The sequence below is a fragment of the Arachnia sp. genome, assembly GCF_057238465.1.
This window is the reverse complement of the sequence record NZ_DBHHFZ010000001.1, coordinates 307,319-325,004: the sequence shown is the minus strand read 5'-3', so window position 1 is coordinate 325,004 and position 17,686 is coordinate 307,319. Positions and strand designations below refer to the sequence as shown.

Here is a 17,686-nt window from a genome sequence, read left to right as displayed (position 1 = left end):
TTCGTCCCTGACGCGACAGCCACCGCGAGGACCATCCGGAACGGACCCCGGAAACCGGCAGAGCCTGCCCTCCGCGCTGTAACACCGCCGTTACGATGACGGAAGATCTGGGCAATCTGGGCCCCGTAGGGTGGTCCCAGTTCACAAGACAACTGGAGGGTTCATGTTCACAAGCGCCGAGGAGCTCCTGGCCTTCGTCAAGGAGGAGGGCATCGAGACCATCGACTGCCGCTTCTGCGACCTGCCGGGTGTGATGCAGCACTTCACCGTCCCGGCCGGCTCCTTCGGCCCCGAGGTCTTCACCGAGGGCCTGAGTTTCGACGGTTCCTCGATCGCTGGTTTCCAGAAGATCCACGAATCGGACATGGCGCTGCTCCCGGACCCGGCCAGCGCCTTCGTCGATCCCTTCCGCAGGTCGAGGACCCTGAACATCAACTTCTTCGTCCACGATCCCCTCACGAAGGAGCCCTACTCCCGCGACCCGCGCAACATCGCCCGCAAGGCCGAGGCCTACCTGGTCTCCACGGGTATCGCGGAGACCGCCTTCTTCGCCCCCGAGGCCGAGTTCTACGTCTTCGACGACATCCGCTTCGACTCCACCCCCAACGCCTCCTACTACCACATCGACTCCGAGGCCGGGGCCTGGAACTCCGGTCGCGTGGAGGACGGCGGCAACCGGGGCTACAAGGTCAAGTACAAGGGCGGCTACTTCCCCGTGGCCCCCGTCGATCACTTCGGTGACCTGCGCGACGACATCGTCCGCCACATGGAGAACGCGGGCCTGGTGGTCGAACGCGCCCACCACGAGTGCGGCACCGCCGGTCAGGCCGAGATCAACTGGCGGTTCGACACCATGCTGAAATCCGCCGACGACGTGATGAAGTTCAAGTACCTCGTCAAGAACACCGCCTGGGAGGCAGGCAAGACCGCCACCTTCATGCCGAAACCGATCTTCGGGGACAACGGTTCCGGGATGCACGTCCACTCCTCGCTGTGGAGCGACGGGAAACCGTTGTTCTACGACGAGAACGGCTATGCGGGGCTGTCGGACATGGCCCGCTGGTACATCGGCGGCATCCTCAAACACGCGCCCGCGCTGCTGGCCTTCACCAACCCGAGCGTCAACTCCTTCCACCGCTTGGTTCCCGGTTTCGAGGCCCCCGTCAACTTGGTGTACTCGCAGCGCAACCGTTCCGCCTGCATCCGCATCCCGATCACCGGTTCCAACCCGAAGGCCAAGCGCATCGAGTTCCGCTGCCCGGATCCGTCGAGCAACCCCTACCTGGCCTTCGCCGCCATCCTGCTGGCAGGACTGGACGGCATCCAGAACCGCATCGAGCCCCCCACCCCCATCGACAAGGACCTCTACGAACTGCCCCCCGAGGAGCATGCCGAGGTCCCCACCGTGCCCGCCAGCCTGAGCGCGGTGCTGGATGCCCTGGAGGCGGATCACGAGTTCCTGCTGGCGGGAGACGTCTTCACCCCCGACCTGATCGCGACCTGGGTGGGGCTCAAGCGCGCGGAGATCCAGGCCATTGCCATTCGGCCGCATCCACACGAATTCGAGCTCTACTACGCCCTCTGAGTCCCCCGGGAGCCGTAGGCTCGTTCCCGTGAAAACCCGAACGGCTCGTCTCCTCACCCCAATCGCCCTGATCCTGTGCTGGCTGCTGGCCGGCGGGATCGGCGGTCCGCTCTTCGGGAAGGTCAGCGAGGTCGCAAGCAACGACCAGGCGAGTTTCCTTCCGACCAGCGCGGAGGCAACCGTCGTCGGGCAGCGGTATCGCGATTTCGTGGGCAACGATCAGATCCCCGCCATCGCCGTGTTCACCGGGGAGAATCCTCTGACGGAGGCCCAGAAACAGGCCGTGGTGGCCCTCGGGCAGGACCTGGGTTCCGTGGAGGGCGTGGCCGCGGTTTCGCCGCCGATCACATCCGAGGACGCCAAGGCGATCCAGGTCTTCGTGGGGGTGGACGCGGCGGCGAACGTCTCCAGGACCGTGAACTCCGTCCGGGATGTGATCGCGGCACACGATCTCACGGGATTGGAGTTCCACGTGACGGGTCCGGCGGGCTTCACCAGCGACCTCTCGCGGGCCTTCAGTGGGATCGACGGCCTGCTGCTGCTCGTGGCCCTCGGCCTGGTGCTGGTGATCCTGGTGGTCGTGTACCGCGCGGTACTCCTTCCATTGGTGGTGTTGTTGACGAGCGTGTTCGCCCTCGCCGTAGCGCTCCTGGCCAACTGGTGGCTGGCGAAATGGGGGGTACTGACCATCACGGGACAGACCCAGGGAATCCTCTTCATCCTGGTGATAGGCGCGGCCACGGACTACTCCTTGCTGTACACGGCCCGGTACCTGGAGGAGCTGCGACGCCACGAGTCGAGGACGGAAGCCACCCGGGCCGCGCTGCGTGGTGTCCTGGAGCCGATCCTCGCCTCCGGGGGCACCGTGATCGCCGGGCTGCTGTGCCTGCTGTTCAGTGATCTGGGTTCCAATCGTTCCCTGGGGCCGGTGACCGCCATAGGTGTGGCCTTCGCGGTGCTCGCATCCCTGACCCTGCTCCCGAGCCTCACCTACCTGCTGGGACGGGCCTCCTACTGGCCCCGGATGCCGCGTTTCGACTCCAGCCGCACGGATGAGGAACAGACCCACACCGGCGTGTACGCGAGAACCGGCCGGTTCGTCTCAAGGCGTCCCCGCGCGGTGTGGATCGCCTGCGTCATCCTGTTGGGCATCGGCGCCGCCTTCCTTCCCACCCTCAAGGCGGACGGGGTTCCTGTCAGCAGTTTCGTGCTGGGCACCTCCGACGCCCGGACCGGCCAGGAGGCGTTGTCGCGTCACTTCCCGGGTGGGGCTGGCTCACCCGCCTATGTCCTGACGAGCGAGGACAACCTGCAAACGGTGGCGAACCAGTTGCTGGGCAACGACAAGGTGGCCTCCGTCAGCATCGTCTCGAAGGCTTCACCCTCGGGATCCGCACCCGTCACGACGGCGGGAATCCAGCCCGTCGGACGACTGGGAACGCCGCCCCCGGCTCCCACCGTGGACGACGGTGAGGTCATGTTGCTGGCCACCTTGACCGCCGCGGCCGACAGCGACGAGGCAATCGAAACCGTGCGCGGGCTGCGGGCAGATCTGTCCGGGACCGCACGCATCGGAGGCGCCACCGCCACCGATCTGGACACCCGGACCACAACACAACACGACAGGGCCCTGATCATTCCACTGGTGCTCGCCGTGATCCTGGCCATCCTCATCCTGCTGTTGCGCAGCCTGCTGGCCCCCGTGCTGCTGGTGGCGACCACGGCCCTCAGTTTCGGGACCGCAATGGGGGTGGCGGCCATCGTGTTCAATCACGTCCTGAACCTCCCGGGAGCCGATCCCTCGGTACCGCTGTACGGGTTCGTCTTCCTGGTGGCCCTGGGCATCGACTACAACATCTTCCTCATGACCCGGGTGCGTGAGGAGGCGCTGGTGCACGGAACACGTGGAGGCATGTTGCGTGGACTGGCGGTCACGGGCGGGGTCATCACCTCGGCCGGCCTGGTGCTGGCGGCCACCTTCGCCGCACTGGCCGTCCTCCCGATCCTGTTCCTGGTGCAGATCGCCTTCATCGTCTCCTTCGGAGTGTTGCTGGACACCTTCATCGTGCGCACCCTGCTGGTCCCCGCCCTGGTCCAGGACATCGGCCCCGCGGTGTGGTGGCCGTCCCGGCTGCTCAGGAACCGGCCCTGACCAGCCCTTTCGCAGAACCTGCCCGTTTCAGTCCGGTACGACCCAAAAATCATTTCTGTTTCCACCCGTTTACGGCTTGACTCTCCCCGCTTCTGCCCGTATTCTTCTGATATCGGCTTTGAAACCCATTCGAAGCCACACATTCAGACATCGGAGTCAGAAAGGGTGATTCGCATGTCCCTACCGGATGCGCGCGTCAACAAGAACCTCGAAGGCAGTGGCTTCCGTGCCCGCGTCCAGCGCTTCGGAGGTCACCTGGCGGGGATGATCATGCCCAACATCGGTGCATTCATCGCCTGGGGTCTGCTCACCGCGCTCTTCATACCGAAGGGGTGGGCACCCAACGAGGCCCTGGCCACCATGGTGACCCCGATCATCACCTATCTGCTTCCCATCCTCATCGGCTACACGGGCGGCCGGATGGTCCACGGGCAACGCGGCGCGGTCATCGGGGCCCTGGCGACGATGGGAGTGATCGTCGGCAGCGACACCCCCATGTTCCTGGGCGCCATGGTCATGGGACCGCTCGCCGCTTGGGTCCTCAAGCAGTTCGACCGGGCGGTCCACGGCCGGGTGGCGAGCGGGTTCGAGATGCTCGTGGACAATTTCTCCCTCGGCATCATCGGCATGATCATGGCCATCCTGGCCCGCCTCGGGATCGGTCCCGTCGTCGGTTTCCTGGTCAACCTGCTCGGTCAGGGGGTCCAGACCCTGGTGGACAACGGCCTGCTGCCGCTGGCCTCCATCGTCGTGGAACCAGCGAAGGTGCTGTTCCTGAACAACGCCATCAACCACGGCGTCCTGTCCCCGCTGGGTGCGGCGCAGGCGCAGGAGATGGGACAGTCCATCCTGTTCATGGTGGAATCGAACCCGGGACCCGGCCTGGGTGTCCTCCTGGCGGTGTGGTTCTTCGGCCAGAAAACGCTGCGCAGCACCGCTCCCGGTGCCGTCATCATCCACTTCTTCGGCGGCATCCACGAGATCTACTTCCCCTACGTCCTGGCCAAGCCGGTTCTCATCGTCGCCTCGATCGCGGGCGGCGTGAGCGGGCTGCTCGTCGGCAGCATCACGGGCGCCGGTCTCGTCGGCCCGGCCTCCCCCGGCAGCATCATCGCCTACCTGGCGGTCACGCCACGCGGCGGATACGTCGCGGTGCTGTCCGCAGTGATCGCCGCCACGGTGGTCAGTTTCCTGGTCGCCGCCCTGCTGCTCGGTTTCGGGCGGGGCAGGAAGACCGAAGCGCCCGGGACCTCGGCCGATACCGGGGAATCCGTGCCGGCACATGCGGCCGAACCCCGGATCCCGTCCGATGCCACGGAATCCCCTGTCGAGGAGACCGAGGAGAAAACCGGAATCCCGGCCACGAACACCCACGTGCTCAATGGCCGCGACGTGAAAAAGCTGGTCATCGCCTGTGATGCCGGGATGGGCTCCAGCGTCATGGTGGCCAGTTCCATGAAGAAGCGCCTCGCTCCCTACGGGGTCGAGGTGTCCCACTCCCCCGTCAACCAGGTCAGCCCGGATACCGAGTTGGTCATGTGCCAGTCGGGCCTGGCCGATCGGGTCCGCAAAATCGCCCCCGACGCCGTCGTCGTCACCTTCGAACAGTTCCTCGGTGACCCGGCCTTCGCCCGCGTCGAGAACGCCATCAAATCAGGAGAGAACCTTGTCTGAAATCCTGTCCCGCGAAACCATCCGCCTCGGATTGACCGCCACCGACAAAACCGATGCCATCACGCAGTGCGGTTCCCTGCTCGTCGCCGTCGGCGCCGTGACCCAGCCCTACGCCGAGGCCATGTTCGAACGCGAACACCAGGTGCCCACCTACCTCGGGGAGGGGGTCGCGATCCCCCACGGCACCAACGAGTCACGGGAACACATCCAGCGCACCTGCCTCGGTTTCCTGCAATTCCCGGACGGGGTGGACTGGGACGGCGAACGGGTCTTCGTCTGCATCCCGATCGCGAGCCGCGGCGAGGAACACGTCGAGATCCTCGGAGCCCTCGCCGAGGTGCTGATGGACCCCGAAGCCGCCGCCCAGCTGCGCACCACCACCGACCCTGATGACGTCCTGCGTCTGCTCGGCGCCTTCGGAAAGGAGAACTGAATGCTCGCCCTGCGTTTCTACGCCCCCGAGGACCTGCGCCTGGAGGACGTGCCGGAACCCACCTGCGGAACCGGCGAGGTGAAGATCCGGGTGAAGAACTGCTCGACCTGCGGAACCGACGTGAAGATCCGCAAGAACGGGCACCAGAACCTGACCCCGCCTCGCATCATCGGGCACGAGATCGCGGGCGAGGTGGTGGAGATCGGTTCCGGGGTCGCCGGCGACTGGAAACCCGGCGACCGGGTCCAGGTCATAGCCGCGGTTCCCTGCGGGAAGTGCCACGAGTGCCGGAAGGGATGGATGGCCGTCTGCCAGAACCAGACCTCCGTGGGCTACCAGTACGATGGGGGTTTCGCCGAGTACATGATCGTTCCCCGCGAGGTGTTGGCGGTCGACGGCATGAACCGCATCCCCGACGGGGTCGGTTTCGCAGAGGCCTCCGCGGCCGAGCCCTTCGCCTGCGCCATCAATGCCCAGGAGCAGCTCGGAATCGAACCGGGCGACGACGTGGTGATCTTCGGTGCCGGCCCCATCGGCTGCATGCACGTGCGCATCGCCCGCGGAGTCCACCGGGCCGGGCGCGTCATCCTGGTCGACATCAATTCCGAACGGTTGAAGATGTCGGCCGACGCGGTGCAGCCGGATGTCGTGATCAACGCCTCCGAGGTGAACATCGTCGAGGAGATCCTGAAACTCACCGACGGTCGGGGCGCGGACGTGATCATCACCGCCACCCCCGCGAACATCACCCAGGAACAGGCGGTCTCGATGGCGGCCCGCAACGGGAGGATCAGCTTCTTCGGCGGGCTTCCCAAGACGAACCCGACCATCACGCTGGACTCCAACCTCGTCCACTACCGGCAGCTGCACATTCACGGCGCCAACGGTTCGGCACCCGAGCACAACCGCCGGGCCTTGGATTACATTGCCAGTGGTGAGGTGCCCGTGGCCGACCTCATCACCCGCCGCATCAAGCTCCGCGACGTGCTGGACGCATTCGGGATCGTCGAACGCGGCGAGGCCATCAAGGTCACCGTGGAACCCTGACAGGAGCCCTGATGAACGCCACCGCCCCGACCTCCCGGATCCGGTACGCCGCCGAAAGGCAGGAGGCCATCGTCGACACAGCCCGGGCACAGGGTCGCGTGGATGTCACGGAGATCTCGGAGCAGCTCGGCGTCACCCCCGAAACCGTGAGGCGTGATCTCACCATCCTCGAACAACGGGGCCTGGTGAGGCGCGTCCACGGCGGGGCCCTGCCCGTGGCCCAGACCGACCGCGAACCAAGCATCCTGCAGCGCCTCGGACTCGGGGCGGGAGAGAAACAACGCATCGCCGAACGGGCATTGGCGGAACTGCCCGGCCAGGGCACCATCCTGCTGGATTCCGGCACCACCACCCTGGCGCTGGCCCGGCTGCTGAAAAACGACCTGGGGCTGGCTGTGGTGACCAACTCGGTGGCCATAGCGGCCGTGCTCTCGGATCACCCCGATCTCCAGTTGCACCTGCTGGGGGGGCAGGTCAGAACCCGCACCGGGGCCGCGGTGGGGTCCTGGGTGGAACAGGCTCTGAGCGGGACGTGCATAGACGTCGCTTTCCTGGGCACCAACGGTTTCAGCCTGGAACGGGGCATGACCACCCCGGACCTGGCGGAGGCCGATGCGAAGCGGGCCATGGTCGCGGCCTCCCGGCGCCGAATCGTGCTGGCGGACGCCAGCAAGGCCGGGCTGAGCCATTTCCAGCGCTTCGCCGGCATTGAGGAGGTCTCGCTCCTCATCACCGATTCCCGCCTCGATGACGAAACCACCGAGGCACTCGACAACGCAGGCATGGAGGTGGCCCGCGCATGATCGTCACCCTGACACCGAACCCGAGCATCGACCGCACCGTGCTTGTGGAGAAACTGCTGCCGGGCGAGGTGAACCGAGCCGCCAGCAGCCGCATCGACCCGGGGGGCAAGGGGGTGAACGTGGCCCACGCCCTGATCCGCAACGGCCATCCCGCCCGTGCCGTGCTGCCGTTGGGCGGCCCGGACGGTGAACTGCTGGCCCGCCTGCTGCAAAACACCGGGGTTCCCTTCGACGCCGTCCCCATCGCGGGGACCACGCGGACGAACATAGCCATCGTCGATCCCGCAGGGGTCACCACCAAGGTGAACGAACCCGGGCCCGAGTTGTCCCCCGACGAGGTGGAACGGCTCGGGAAAACCGTGGGCGGGGCAACCGGTCCCGTGGTTCTGTGCGGCAGCCTGCCGCCGGGCACGGACGAATCGTTCCTCGCGGGGATGATCGCCCGGCACCCCGGCAGGGTCGCCGTCGACACGTCGGGGACCCCGCTGGCCGCCGCCGTGGCGGCCAAACCCTGGCTGATCAAACCCAACCGGGAGGAACTCTCCGAACTGACCGGCCGGGAACTTCCCACCCTGAGGGCCGTGGTCGATTCCGCCCGCGAACTGGTAGCGGGCGGAATCGGAGTGGTCGTGGTGAGCCTGGGCGCCGACGGGGCCCTGTGGGTGGACTCCGATGTCATCCACCACGCCAGGGCCACCGTCACCGAGCCACGTTCCACGGTGGGCGCCGGCGACTGCCTGCTGGCAGGGATCCTCAGCGCCCTCACCACCGGGTGCGACCCGGCGACCGCCCTGAGCCGGGGAGTCGCGTGGGGGGCGGCCGCGGTGGCGCTGCCCGGCAGCGCAGTGCCGGGCCCCGAGGAGATCGCGGCCGTGACGGTCACGAGCACCCCCGCACCTGACCTGAACACCGTGCTCACCGGCTGAGCGCGGGCAACCCGAACACAGACAAGGAAAAACCCATGACCACCCGTACCGCAATCATCGCCTCCTCCGTCGGCCTTCACGCCCGCCCGGCGAGCCTGTTCGTCCAGAAGGTCACCCGCTCCGGGTTGCCCGTGACCATCGCCCGTCCCGGCGGGAAACCCGTCAACGCGGCATCGATGCTGGCGGTGATGTCCCTGGGCGTCAAGTGCGGGGAAGAGGTCGAACTCTCCTGCGAGGCGGAGAACAGCGAAGCCTTCCTCGACGAGCTCGTGGCCTTCCTCGCCGTCGATCACGACGCGAAAGGATGACCAGCACCATGCGCACCCTGACCGGAATCGGAGTCTCCCCCGGCAGCGCCATCGGCCCGGTGGCCATCGTCCGGCCACCCCAGCCCCTGCCCGCGGCAGAACCCTGCTCGGCGGATCCGCAACAGGACCTGGCAAAGGTTACGGACAGCCTGTTGGCCGTCGCGGATGATCTCGACGCCAAGGCGGCAAAACTGGAGGGCGACGCCGCGGAGATGGTTGCCGCCGCCGCCATGATCGCCCGCGACCCGGGGCTGATCGAGGCCGTCGAACAGAACCTCGACGGCCGCACCGGCCCCGCTCATGCGCTGCAGGCCGCGGTCGCCGGTTATGCGGAACAGTTCGAGGCCCTCGGAGGGTATTTCGCCGAGCGGGTCGCTGATCTGCGCGACGTCGGGATGCGGGCGGAGGCCGTTCTCCTGGGCCGCCCGGTGCCAGGGGTCCCCGAGCTCACGGAACCGAGCATCGTGGTGGCCGAGGACCTGGCTCCCGCGGAAACCGCCCTGCTCTCCCCGGAACTGGTGCTGGGCATCATCACCTCCGGGGGAGGCAGGACGAGTCACACCGCGATCCTCGCGGCGCAGCGCGGCCTACCCGCCGCAGTCCAGGTGGCCGGGGCACTCGAGATCCCCGACGGAACCATCGTGGCCCTCGACGGCGAGTCCGGGGCCGTGGTGCTGGATCCCGACGAAACCGTGAAGACGAAACTGCGGGCCCGGAGCGAACGCCTGGCGCAGCTCAACGAGTTGACCTCACCGGGCAGCACCTCCGACGGACACCCGGTGGCCCTGCTGGCCAACATAGGCGACGTCAATGACGCCCGGGCCGCGGCACTCACGGCCGCCGAAGGGGTTGGTCTGTTCCGCACCGAGTTCGTGTTCCTGGACGCCCAGAACGCGCCCGGCGTGGCGGAGCAGGCGGACCTGTACGAGGCGGTGCTGGCTCCTTTCGGGACCCGCCCCGTAACGGTACGCACCCTCGATGCCGGGGCCGACAAACCACTCGCGTTCGCGGATCTGGGGCCGGAACCCAACCCCGCGTTGGGCCGCCGGGGCTACCGCCTGATGGAGGAACGCCCCGACCTGTTGAGGGACCAGCTCGCCGCCCTGGCGGAGGCGCAGCGCCGCACCGGGGCGAGCGTGAAGGTGATGGCCCCCATGATCGCCACGGCGGATCAGGCAAGGGCCTTCGCGCAGGCCGCTCACGAAGCGGGACTGCCCGTGGCGGGCACCATGATCGAGGTGCCGTCCGCTGCGCTGCGTTCCCGTCATCTCCTCGCCGCCTGTGATTTCGCGAGCATCGGCACCAACGACCTGTCGCAGTACACCATGGCCGCTGACCGGATGGTCGGGGAACTCGCGGACCTCCTGGACCCGTTCCAGCCCGCGGTGATCGATCTGGTGGCGGCGGCCTGCGAGGGCGGCCGGATCAATGAGCGGCCCGTGGGGGTCTGTGGCGAATCGGCGGGTGACCCGCTGATGGCCCTGGTGCTGACCGGTCTGGGGGTCTCCTCGCTCTCCATGTCACCAAAACGGATGCCCCTGGTCCGGTTCGCCCTCGGCCTGCACGAGCTGGCCACCTGCCGCGCCATGGCGGAGGCCGCCAGGGCCTGCGTGGACGCGGTCGAGGCGCGGGCGGGCGTCGCCGCCCTGGCCCACCCGGAGCTGCGCGAGCTGCTCGGCGTCTGAGGGGCCACGTCAGCGGGACCGTCCCGGTACCGCGAAACCCCACGGCCCTCGCACACGAGTCGCCGTGAAACCTGGTTTCACGGCGACTCGGGTCCGGCACTGGTCCGGTTGATTTCGTCGTTCCTTCTCCCGGGAGCCCCTCAGCCCACTTCCAGGACCGTTTTCTCGGGGGCGGCCTCGATGATCCCAACTCGGGCGAGGAACTCCCCCATCCGGGTGAAATCGTCCCGCTCGACCTTCACCGAGGCCTTTCCGTCCGTCCCCAACCAGAATTTGCTGGTGGCCTCGAGGACCGCTTCCGCTTGTTTCCGCTGGGCTTCCTCCGCGAGGGCGGGGACCTGCGCCTCGGTGGCCTTGAGGGCCAGTTCAGGGTTGTTCAGGATCCGGTTCTCCGCCTCGAGAACGGCCTCCGTGATCAGTTTGAGCTGTTCAACGGGAAGGACACCCTCCCGGGTGACCAGCCCGGGACCGACCAGGTTCGGTTTCTCCTTGTCGACCACGTCGAGCTGGTTGTAGGGGAATCCCGCGGCCGTCAACTGAACGGCCTCATTGTTGCTGAACCCCACGACGGCATCCGTCTTGCCCGTGGTCAGTGCTGCAACCTGTGTCCACCCGATCTCGGTGATGTTCACCTGCTCCTCACCAAGACCTGCGCGGTCCAGGGCGGCGAGGGTTGTGTACCAACCCGCTCCGTACCGCCCCTGCACCCCCAGGTTTTTCCCGGCGAGACCGGAAAGATCCGTGATGTCGCCGGCGCCGAGGATCACCCCCGGGTACTGCCGGTAGCAGGTGGCAAAGGTCCGCAGTTCAGGCATTCCCCCCGCGGCCGAGACCACGGCTTCGTCGCTGGATGCGAACACCACCTGTTCTTCTCCCGCCGCCAGGGCGGTGAACAGACCCTCCTGGGTTCCGTGGTGCCTGAGAGTGAGGTTGATTCCGGCGTCCTTGAAGAGTCCCTCGGATTCGGCCACGTAGAAAGGGCTGAACTGGATGTTCGGAATGTAGGTGAGCCCCACCGTGATGGCCGTCTTGTTCGTGGTGGTGTCCTGTTGCTTCTCCTGCCCACCACAGGCCACCAGCGTCGCCCCGCCGAGGGCTGCGACACCGAGGAGGAATGAGCGACGGTTCGGTTTCATAGATGTTCTCCTTGCAGGTTTCGGTTGGCGACACGTTCGACGAGACCCATCAGGGACACGAGAACGGCCGCGATGATCGCCAATAGGACCAGGACCGTGAAAACCCCGATGGTGTCCACTGCTTGCTGGGACTGGGTGAGCAGGACTCCGAGCCCCTGCCCGCCCATGACGAATTCGCCGACGATCGCGCCGGTCATGGACAGCACCACTCCCCCACGCACCCCGGCCAGGACGGCGGGAGCGGCCATCGGGGCCTCGACGTGGATGAGACGCCGCCAGGTTCCCGCCCCGTCGAGCCAAGCGGTCTCGATCACGCGCATGTCCAGGCCACGCAGTCCCACGACGGTGGTGGTGACCATGGGGAAGAACGCGATCACCGAGCAGAGGACGGCGACTGGAATGGTGCCGTACCCGATCCACAGCACCAGCAGCGGTGCGACGGCCACGAGTGGAACCGTCTGGGAAAAGGCTATGAAGGGTTCGGCGACGGCCGCGAGCAGCCGTGAGTGGGCAATCGTGAATCCCAGTGGCAGGGCGACGACGATGGACAGGACGGATCCGAGCAGCGCAGCCACCAGGGTTGGTTCGATGTAGCGCCATGCGATTCCGGACTGCACCCAGCGGGCGACACGAGAGACCACGGCCACCGGGTCCGGGAGCAACACCGCAGGGGTGACCCGGGTGAGCAGCCACCAGGTGAACAGCGCCACCAGCACGGCCACGAGGGGGGGCAGGACACGCGCTACGAGTGAAACCGGCCGGGTGCGGGCGGGATAGGCGGACCACAGCCCGGCCCGGGCGACGAGCCGACCACGTCGCGTTTGCTGCTCGGTCAAGAAAACCCCGGTCCTTCCTCGGCCCGGGGTGCACGCACAGCGTCCACGACCCTGTCGGCGTGGACCGTCGACGCGCTCCTCCCATCCAGACTTTCACTGTCGGTCCCGGAGTTTCACCGGATCAACCTGTTGGCCCCGTTCAAACCGGGCCGCGAGGGTCGCGGACTGTAACCGCCGGTTCGGACTTTCACCGACCCCGGATGCGTCGGCAACACCCTATCCCATCCCGGACGGGGCCGCGAACTCACTCCTCGGGCATCTCATCCCAGAACACCCGGTTGACCACCCTGGACGCGCGTCGCATGACCCGGATCGTGTCGTCGACGAGCCTGGAGCGCTGACCCGGGCCGTATCCGGCCAGTTCGGCGACGGCCGACTGCTCCCGGTAGTCGACGGGCAGGGCATCGCCGGGCCGGCCGCGCACCAGCATGATGGCGTTGCGCACCCGGCTGACGTGCAACCACCCCTCCCGCAGGTCGGCGGCCTGTTCGGCGGTCAGCAATTCGAGTCCCTCCGCGGCGTCGATGGCCTGGAGCGTGGAGGCCGTGCGCAACGCGGGCCGGGTCCCGGCGTGCTGCAGTTGGAGCAGCTGCACGGCCCACTCCACATCCGACAGCCCACCTGATCCGAACTTGAGGTGACGTTCCTTGTCCATGCCGCGGGGAATGCGTTCGGTTTCCATCCGTGATTTCAACCGGCGGATCTCGGCCACCTGCGCGGTGGTGAGACCCTCGTCCGGGTACCGCAGCCCCTCCAGCTCCCCGAGCACGGCCGAGGCCAGTTCCTGTTCCCCCGCCGCCGGGCGGGCCCGCAGCAGGGCCTGCGCCTCCCAGACGGAAGACCACTTCGCGTAGTAGGCGAGGTAGGAGGAAACGGTTCGCACGAGCGGCCCACCCTTCCCCTCGGGACGCAGACCGGCGTCCACCACCATCGCCGGGTCGGGTCCGGGTTTTCCGACCAGATCGCAGGCCAGGCGCACAAGTCTGATGGCCGCCGCCTGCTCCTCGGGCCCGGAACCGTCGGGAATGACGAACATCGCGTCCGTGTCGGAGGCGTAGCCGAGTTCGAACCCGCTCCAACGCCCCATGCCGATCACACCGATGGGTGGCGCCTCCACTTCTCGGCGGGCGAGTTCGAGCGCAGCATCCAGGGTGGCTCCCGCCAGGTCACTGAGTGCCAGACCCACCGTGGTGACGTCCGCGGCTCCCAGCACATCGGCCAACGCTATCCGGCACAGTTCGGAGCGGCGCAGCGCCCGGACCGAGGCCACCGCTGCGGCCCTGTCCGAGGCACGCCCGATGTCCCGGCTCATTGACCGGGAGAGCAGTTCACGCGGCCTAAGTTCCAGGTTCTCGCTGCTGGCGAGCATCTGCACCATCTCGGGAGCCCGCATCAGCAGATTGACCACGTAGCGGCTGGAAGATGCGATGCGCGCCAGTCGCTGCGCCATCCACCCCTCGTCACGCAGCGCCCTCAGATACCAGGAGCTGGTTCCCAGCGCTTCGGAGAGCTGCCGGAAGGCGAGCAGGCCGTAATCAGGATTCGGCCCCTCGGCGAACCAACCCAGCATGGCGGGCATGAGCTGCCGCTGGATCTCGACCGCCCTGGTCGAGCCGTTCGTCAGGGCCTGGATGTGCCCCAGGGCGGCGTGGGCGTCCTCGAAACCGAGCACCCGCAGGCGTTCCCGGGCCGCATCCGTTGAGAGCCGCAACTCCGCCGTGGGAATGGCGGACACGGCGTCGAGCAGCGGGGAGAAGAAGATGCGTTGCTGCAGTTTCTCCACCGCGCGGGTGCTACCACGCCACATGTCCCTGACCTCATCAGGGGTTTTACCGGTGGTGCGAGCCAGATGAACCCAACCCGGTTCGTCGTCCGGCACCAGGTGGGTGCGGCGTAGCCTGCGCAGCTGAACCCGGTGTTCCAGCACCCGCTGGAACCGGTACGCCCTGGCCATGTCGGCGCCGTCATCACGCCCGATGTAGCCGAAGGCGACCAGGGAACGCAGTGCCTCGAAGGTGCCTCGGGCGCGCACCCGCTCGTCACCGCGTCCGTGGACGAGCTGCAGGAGTTGCACGGTGAACTCGGTGTCACGCAACCCCCCGACACCGAGTTTGATTTCCCGGCCGGCCTCCTTGGCGGGGATCAGGGAGATAACCCGGTTCCTCATGGCACGCACGTCCGGCAGGAATCCCGGACGCTGTGCCGCCTCCCACACCAACGGGGACACCAGGTCACAGAAAGCCTGTCCCAGTTCCCGGTCCCCCGCCGCGGGACGCGCCTTCAGGAGGGCCTGGAACTCCCAGTTCTTCGCCCATTTGCCGTAGTAGGTGGCGCAGGACGCGAGGCTGCGCACCAGGGGACCTGCGTTGCCCTCGGGACGCAGGGCGGCGTCAACCGGCCATATGGTGCCCTCCGAGGTGTGTGCCGAACAGATCCGGGCCATGGCTGCGACGACCCGCGCCCCCACCCGCATGGCCTCCTCGTGGTCCACCCCGTCGACGGGTTCGGCAATGTGAATCACATCGACATCCGATATGTAGTTGAGTTCCTCAGCCCCGGTCTTCCCCATCGCCACCACCGCGATCCGCACCGAGGAGGACCCGGGCACCTCGGCCCGCGCGCATTCGAGGGCGCATTCGAGGATCGCATCGGCCAGGTGACTCAGTTCGGAGGCGATGTCATCGACCAAGGCGATGGGGTCCTCGCTGGCCAGGTCCCTGGCCGCCACCTGCACCAGAGCGGCGTGGTTCGCCCGGCGAAGCAGGTTCGCGTCAACCTGGCCGGAGTCGTTCACGGCACGCGACCGGATGTAGTCCCGCCAGCCTGTTCTCCGCGGCCCGGGTTCGGATGCGAGCACCTCGAGTTCCTGGGGGTTCTTCACCAGGAAACGCGCGAGCACGGAGGATCCCCCCAGCACGAGCAACACCCGGTCGAGCCACCCCGGATCCGCCGCGATTCGTGGGAGCAGAGCGGGTTCCCGTTTCCCGATACCCGTCAAACATTCCAAGGCCTGGTCCCGGTCGGCGGCCCGGGTGAACGCCTGCAGGGGCACCGGCGGTTCGGTTCCCAGCACTGCGCACCAGTCCTGCCACACCCGCGCGGCGTTGCTGGGGGACTCGAAACCTCGTCGCGCGAACTCGCCCACCTTGGTGCTGACCCTGTTCACGATTCCACCCTAACGGCCCGCGCCGCACCCATTTCCGGCGACGCGGCCTTTAGTATTACCGCATGTTCAGCGCTGACGAGAAGACCATCGCAGAGTTGCGGGATCTCCGCGAATGCCTGGCCGCCATCGACCCCGCCGAGGCCACCGTCCTGGGCCTGGCGCTCGAGGGCGAATTGAGCCGACGCACCCCGGACCTGACACGGGTGTTGCTGCGCGCCGCAGATTCCGCGGGGAAACACGGCCTGGCCCTGGGCCGCACCTTGACGTCCGCCTGTTGCCGTGCTTTCTGCGCACGGCTGGGTGATCTCCATCCGGGTGCCGCGATCGAGGTGCGGGTCCCGCCCTGGGCCGCGGTTCAGGTGAGTTTCGGGGACGGTCCGAAACACACCCGGGGAACACCCCCGAACGTGGTGGAGATGGAACCCTCCACCCTCCTGGGCCTGGCCACCGGGCAGCTCTGCTGGGCGGAGGCCGAGGTGAAGGTGTCAGGTTCCCAGGCGGAGCGGGTGGCTGCGGCGTTTCCCCTCACAGCACCCTGATGTGCCGGGCGACCTCCCACGGGGTGACCTGCCTGCGATAGGCCTCGAACTCGGCGCGTTTGTTCCGCATGAAGTAGTCGAAGACGTGTTCCCCGAGCGTCTCAGCGGCGAGTTCTGAGCCCTCCATCACCCGCAGCGCCTCGTCGAGGCTGCGTGGCAGGGACTTGATTCCCAACGACCGGCGTTCCTTCTCGGTCAACCGCCACACGGCGTCCTCGGTCTCCTCCGGCAACGGGTATTCGTTCTCGATCCCCGCCAGCCCGGCGTTCAGCATGAGCGCGAAGGCCAGGTAGGGATTGCAGGCCGGGTCCGGGGCACGGTACTCGATACGGGCCGAACTCGCCTTGCCCGGCGAGAACTGCGGCACCCGGATCAGCGCGGACCGGTTGGCCCGGCCCCAGCAGGCGCAGGTGGGGGCCTCCGAACCTCCCATGAGACGTTTGTAGGAGTTGACCCACTGGTTGGTCACGGCGGTGATTTCCGGGGCGTGCCTCAGCAGCCCTGCGACGAACTGCCGGGCTGTCTTGGACAACCGGTACTCGTCGGCGCCGTCGTGGAAGATGTTGGTGTCCCCCTCGAACAGCGACATGTGGGTGTGCATCCCGGATCCGGCGTGTTCCGTGAAGGGTTTCGGCATGAAAGTCGCGTGGATGCCCTGGGAGACCGCCACCTCCCGGATGACGACCCGGAAGGTCATGATGTTGTCCGCCATGGTCAGGGCATCCGCGTACCGAAGGTCGATCTCGTGCTGCCCAGGTGATCCCTCGTGGTGGCTGAACTCCACGGAGATCCCCATCTGTTCCAGCATCGTGATGGCGTCGCGCCTGAAATCGGTTCCGTCCCCGAGGGTGGTGTGGTCGAAATAGCCGCCGTCGTCGAGGGGAACCGGCGGGTTTAGCTGACCGAGCAGGAAGAACTCGATCTCCGGGTGGATGTAGAAGGTGAACCCCATGTCGGCGGCCTTCTTCAACGCGCGTTTCAGCACGTGCCGGGGGTCCGCGAAACTCGGGGTGCCGTCAGGCAACTGGATGTCGCACAGCATCCTGGCCGTGCCGCGTTCCGTCTGCCGCCAGGGCAGCACCTGGAAGGTCGACGGGTCCGGGTGAACGACCATGTCCGATTCGTAGACCCGGGCGAAGCCCTCGATGGCCGAGCCGTCGAAACCGACTCCCTCCGCTATGGCCCCCTCGACCTCGGCCGGGGCGATGGCCACTGATTTCAAGGACCCCAGCACGTCGGTGAACCAAAGCCGTACGAAACGAATGTCCCGTTCCTCCATTGAGCGCAGCACGAACTCTGTCTGCCTGTCCATGGCACTAGTGTGCCGTAGTCCGAGCAGGTTCAGGCGCTGAACCCTGTCGGAAACCCCGATTGGAGGTGTTCGAACAGGAGCGAC

General features: G+C 67.2%; 14 protein-coding genes and 1 riboswitch. Of the genes, 10 read left to right on the top strand and 4 right to left on the bottom strand.

Annotation, left to right across the window (positions count from 1 at the left end; all coding sequences use genetic code 11):
- Positions 1-163: 163 nt before the first annotated feature.
- From glnA to ptsP, 9 genes are all read left to right on the top strand, one after another.
- Positions 164-1,585, top strand: a complete 1,422-nt coding sequence (gene glnA / locus ACO6D6_RS01450) for a type I glutamate--ammonia ligase (RefSeq protein ID WP_484782655.1) — start codon at positions 164-166, stop codon at positions 1,583-1,585.
- A gap of 28 nt (positions 1,586-1,613) precedes the next feature.
- Positions 1,614-3,737 (top strand): MMPL family transporter, encoded by a 2,124-nt coding sequence (locus tag ACO6D6_RS01445; RefSeq protein ID WP_484782654.1) that lies wholly within the window; start codon positions 1,614-1,616, stop codon positions 3,735-3,737.
- A gap of 174 nt (positions 3,738-3,911) precedes the next feature.
- Positions 3,912-5,411, top strand: a complete 1,500-nt coding sequence (locus tag ACO6D6_RS01440) for a PTS mannitol transporter subunit IIBC (RefSeq protein ID WP_484782653.1) — start codon at positions 3,912-3,914, stop codon at positions 5,409-5,411.
- Positions 5,404-5,844: a PTS mannitol transporter subunit IIA gene (locus ACO6D6_RS01435; protein ID WP_484782651.1), complete on the top strand. Its 441-nt coding sequence runs from the start codon at positions 5,404-5,406 to the stop codon at positions 5,842-5,844. The genes ACO6D6_RS01440 and ACO6D6_RS01435 overlap by 8 nt, the downstream gene beginning before the upstream one ends.
- Positions 5,845-6,891: a zinc-dependent dehydrogenase gene (locus ACO6D6_RS01430; RefSeq protein ID WP_484782649.1), complete on the top strand. Its 1,047-nt coding sequence runs from the start codon at positions 5,845-5,847 to the stop codon at positions 6,889-6,891. It abuts the gene before it with no gap.
- An 11-nt stretch (positions 6,892-6,902) separates the two neighbouring features.
- On the top strand, positions 6,903-7,694 hold the full coding sequence (locus tag ACO6D6_RS01425) for a DeoR/GlpR family DNA-binding transcription regulator (RefSeq protein ID WP_484782648.1): 792 nt from the start codon (positions 6,903-6,905) through the stop codon (positions 7,692-7,694).
- Positions 7,691-8,620: a 1-phosphofructokinase gene (gene pfkB, locus ACO6D6_RS01420; RefSeq protein ID WP_484782647.1), complete on the top strand. Its 930-nt coding sequence runs from the start codon at positions 7,691-7,693 to the stop codon at positions 8,618-8,620. Before ACO6D6_RS01425 ends, pfkB begins: the two co-directional genes overlap by 4 nt.
- A gap of 35 nt (positions 8,621-8,655) precedes the next feature.
- Positions 8,656-8,928 (top strand): HPr family phosphocarrier protein, encoded by a 273-nt coding sequence (locus tag ACO6D6_RS01415; RefSeq protein WP_484782646.1) that lies wholly within the window; start codon positions 8,656-8,658, stop codon positions 8,926-8,928.
- 8 nt (positions 8,929-8,936) lie between these two features.
- Positions 8,937-10,613 carry a phosphoenolpyruvate--protein phosphotransferase gene (gene ptsP, locus ACO6D6_RS01410; protein ID WP_484782644.1) on the top strand — a complete coding sequence of 559 codons (1,677 nt, stop codon included), beginning with the start codon at positions 8,937-8,939 and terminating at the stop codon, positions 10,611-10,613.
- Between the two features lie 140 nt (positions 10,614-10,753).
- Here ptsP and ACO6D6_RS01405 read toward each other — a convergent pair whose 3' ends face one another.
- From ACO6D6_RS01405 to ACO6D6_RS01395, 3 genes are all read right to left on the bottom strand, one after another.
- Positions 10,754-11,749, bottom strand: a complete 996-nt coding sequence (locus ACO6D6_RS01405) for an ABC transporter substrate-binding protein (RefSeq protein WP_484782642.1) — start codon at positions 11,747-11,749, stop codon at positions 10,754-10,756.
- Complete coding sequence (locus tag ACO6D6_RS01400) at positions 11,746-12,585, bottom strand: ABC transporter permease (protein WP_484782640.1); 840 nt, start codon at positions 12,583-12,585, stop codon at positions 11,746-11,748. Before ACO6D6_RS01400 ends, ACO6D6_RS01405 begins: the two co-directional genes overlap by 4 nt.
- A 69-nt stretch (positions 12,586-12,654) precedes the next feature.
- A riboswitch (FMN riboswitch) is annotated at positions 12,655-12,794 on the bottom strand.
- 35 nt (positions 12,795-12,829) lie between these two features.
- Positions 12,830-15,751 (bottom strand): bifunctional [glutamine synthetase] adenylyltransferase/[glutamine synthetase]-adenylyl-L-tyrosine phosphorylase, encoded by a 2,922-nt coding sequence (locus ACO6D6_RS01395; protein WP_484782638.1) that lies wholly within the window; start codon positions 15,749-15,751, stop codon positions 12,830-12,832.
- Positions 15,752-15,813: 62 nt separating this feature from the next.
- Between ACO6D6_RS01395 and ACO6D6_RS01390 the strand changes: the two genes are divergently transcribed.
- A complete protein-coding gene (locus tag ACO6D6_RS01390; protein WP_484782636.1) occupies positions 15,814-16,290 on the top strand; it encodes a sterol carrier family protein in 477 nt (158 codons plus the stop codon).
- On the opposite strand, the gene ACO6D6_RS01385 is transcribed toward ACO6D6_RS01390, so the two are convergent.
- The gene (locus ACO6D6_RS01385; protein ID WP_484782900.1) at positions 16,277-17,569 is read right to left on the bottom strand and encodes a glutamine synthetase family protein; all 1,293 of its coding nucleotides are present in this window, start codon (positions 17,567-17,569) and stop codon (positions 16,277-16,279) included. The two genes, ACO6D6_RS01390 and ACO6D6_RS01385, sit on opposite strands and share 14 nt — an antisense overlap.
- Positions 17,570-17,686: the final 117 nt, after the last annotated feature.

Excerpts from the sequence above, each read along its gene's own strand:
- pfkB (WP_484782647.1), top strand. The coding sequence starts at position 7,691 with ATGATCGTCACCCTGACACCGAACCCGAGCATCGACCGCACCGTGCTT.
- ACO6D6_RS01425 (WP_484782648.1), top strand. The coding sequence starts at position 6,903 with ATGAACGCCACCGCCCCGACCTCCCGGATCCGGTACGCCGCCGAAAGG.
- ACO6D6_RS01385 (WP_484782900.1), bottom strand. The coding sequence starts at position 17,569 with ATGGAGGAACGGGACATTCGTTTCGTACGGCTTTGGTTCACCGACGTG.
- ACO6D6_RS01415 (WP_484782646.1), top strand. The coding sequence starts at position 8,656 with ATGACCACCCGTACCGCAATCATCGCCTCCTCCGTCGGCCTTCACGCC.
- ACO6D6_RS01405 (WP_484782642.1), bottom strand. The coding sequence starts at position 11,749 with ATGAAACCGAACCGTCGCTCATTCCTCCTCGGTGTCGCAGCCCTCGGC.
- ACO6D6_RS01390 (WP_484782636.1), top strand. The coding sequence starts at position 15,814 with ATGTTCAGCGCTGACGAGAAGACCATCGCAGAGTTGCGGGATCTCCGC.
- glnA (WP_484782655.1), top strand. The coding sequence starts at position 164 with ATGTTCACAAGCGCCGAGGAGCTCCTGGCCTTCGTCAAGGAGGAGGGC.
- ptsP (WP_484782644.1), top strand. The coding sequence starts at position 8,937 with ATGCGCACCCTGACCGGAATCGGAGTCTCCCCCGGCAGCGCCATCGGC.
- ACO6D6_RS01430 (WP_484782649.1), top strand. The coding sequence starts at position 5,845 with ATGCTCGCCCTGCGTTTCTACGCCCCCGAGGACCTGCGCCTGGAGGAC.
- ACO6D6_RS01440 (WP_484782653.1), top strand. The coding sequence starts at position 3,912 with ATGTCCCTACCGGATGCGCGCGTCAACAAGAACCTCGAAGGCAGTGGC.